The organism is Kitasatospora sp. NPDC057518, from assembly GCF_042802075.1.
Classification (GTDB): Bacteria; Actinomycetota; Actinomycetes; order Streptomycetales; family Streptomycetaceae; genus Kitasatospora.
In genome coordinates this window covers 1-2127 of record NZ_JBHVEU010000737.1, presented here as the reverse complement: position 1 = coordinate 2127, position 2127 = coordinate 1, and the positions used below count along the sequence as shown (strand labels likewise).

Annotated in this window: 2 protein-coding genes; one reads left to right on the top strand and one right to left on the bottom strand. The window is 71.0% G+C overall.

Translation table 11 applies throughout. The annotated features are described in order from the left end of the window. Positions 1-6: 6 nt before the first annotated feature. A complete protein-coding gene (tgmA, locus tag ACFU7Z_RS38955; RefSeq protein WP_074003132.1) occupies positions 7-282 on the bottom strand; it encodes a putative ATP-grasp-modified RiPP in 276 nt (91 codons plus the stop codon). Between the two features lie 334 nt (positions 283-616). Between tgmA and ACFU7Z_RS38950 the strand changes: the two genes are divergently transcribed. Beyond that, complete coding sequence (locus ACFU7Z_RS38950) at positions 617-1855, top strand: helix-turn-helix domain-containing protein (RefSeq protein WP_380782888.1); 1239 nt, start codon at positions 617-619, stop codon at positions 1853-1855. Positions 1856-2127 lie beyond the last annotated feature (272 nt).

Sequence of the window (2127 nt, the reverse complement as noted above, 5' to 3'; positions counted from 1 at the left end):
GGGTCATCAGTCGTCGTTCTGGTCGAAGTCGACGCTGATCACGGTCTGGCCGTCGCTCTCGGTCTGGCACCCCGACCCTTCCATGGTCGGCATGTCCAGGGCCACGCGACCGTCGATCAGGGACAGCTGCGTGTGCGGGTCGACGGTGACGGGGGGCAGCGGCATGACGGTCACGGGGTTGGTGACGGCGTCGAGCCCGAACGGTCGGGTGGCGAGCGGGCCGGACGGCTCGGTGTCGATGCCCATGTTCAGGGTGGGCAGTCGGTCGGTCAGGACGGACATGGTGGCGCTCCCTCGTTCTCGTTCGGACCGGTCCTCCCAGGGGGCGAGGATCGGTGGTGGTGCCGACGGCCGCACACGGGACGCCTGTCCGTGGACCGGGCTCCCCTGCGGACAACACCCGCACTGCTCTGAGTGACGCAACGAAATCGTACGGTGACGGCTCGTGGGTGAGGGGGACACCCTGTCCCCCTCACCCACCGTGTACCGGCGTTCACCCGCAGCGGAGCCTGGTGCCCCAACTGCCCGCCGCCCTACCGTGGAACGGCTGTCGCCACCGGGTGTTCGTCCGGTTGAGGCACTTTCCCGATGGCAGCGCCCAGCCGAGGAGATGCACATGTCCGATCTGCCCGAGGAGCTCACCCCCGGTGAGCGCATCCGCATCATGCGCGAGCGTCGCGGGATGACGCGCCCCGTGCTCGCCGGCCTGGTCGGCCGCAGCACTGATTGGCTCAAGAAGATCGAGAACGGAGAACGCGCGATCAGCAGTCACGCGATACTGCTCAAACTTGCGTTCGCACTCGACGTGACCGATCTGTCAGTGCTGACCGGACCGGCCGGGGCCGCGCAGCCGGTCAGCACCGGCCGGCTGTTCCACCCCGCGTCGACCGCCATCTGGTCGACCCTCCTCGAACGCGGAACCCGGCCGCCGGCACCGGTCCCGGCGGGGATGACGGCCGCGACCTACGCCGCCGATGTCGATGCCGGGTGGCGCCTGTGGCACCAGGCGGCGAACAACCGGACCGCCGTCGGGAACATCGCCCCGGACCTGATCCGGCACGGGGAGGCGCTGGCCCGCTCGGCCGGCGGCGACGACCGCCGCACCGCACTGGTGGGGCTCGCCTCCGCGTACCGGCTCGCGCAGCAGGTGATTGCGTACATCGGCCCGGCAGAGGCCGTGTGGATGCTCGGCGACCGTGCCATGGCAGCCGCCGCCGACGCCGACGACCCGGCCGCCATGGGCGCCGCCGCATGGAACCTCGCGAACACCATGCGCGCCGTCGGTGAGCACGAAGGCGCCATGCTGATGGTGACCACGGCAGCCGACCGGCTGCGCCCGCACCTCGCCGACGGACCGCAGCACTGGCGGGGCCTGTACGGGGCGCTGCACCTGCACGCGGCGATCACCGAGGCGCGGGACGGCCGGGACGGGATGGCGTGGAACCATTGGGACACGGCCGACCAGGTCGCGAAGTCACTGCCGGCCGGGTACACCGAGCTGTCGACGGTGTTCGGGCGGGCGAACGTCGACCTGCACGCGGTCAGCGTCTCCACCGAGCTGCGGAGCTCAGGCAAGGCACTGTCGCTGGCGGACGAGATCGACCCTGACTCGATCCCGTCGACGGAGCGCCGAACCAGGCTGTGGGTGGATGCGGCCCGGTCGCACATGCATCGGGGCGACCGGACCGCCGCGCTGCACGTGATGGGGATCGCGCTGCGGATCAGCCCGGAGACGGTCCGGTTCACACCCCAGGCTCGTTCGGTCGCGGCCGAGTTGTGGCGGAAGTCTCCGCGCGCGATGCGAGCGGAGACGTTGGAGCTCGCCGAGGCGGTGGGGATCACGACCGGCGTGTGACCCGAGGCGCAGCCCCGGCCCCGAAAAATGACAACCGACCACATGGCGCGGGGAGATCGGATGCCCGCCGGAAGAGACCTGGAACATCCGGTTCGACGAGCCGACTTGAGCAAGGGGATCCAGTCGCGATGATCGAGGCGAACACGCGACGAGGCCACAGGCGTCGGACCTGCGGCGAGCCGGTCGTGCGCACCGGGGCGCCGGAGGAGGCCGTCGCCCTTTCGGAGGGCCTCGGCCCGACGACCTGAGGCGACGGACGCGGAGGACCGCGA

What these genes read in the sequence shown, in the direction of transcription:
- tgmA (WP_074003132.1), bottom strand. Translation starts at nt 282, where the DNA reads ATGTCCGTCCTGACCGACCGACTGCCCACCCTGAACATGGGCATCGAC.
- ACFU7Z_RS38950 (WP_380782888.1), top strand. Translation starts at nt 617, where the DNA reads ATGTCCGATCTGCCCGAGGAGCTCACCCCCGGTGAGCGCATCCGCATC.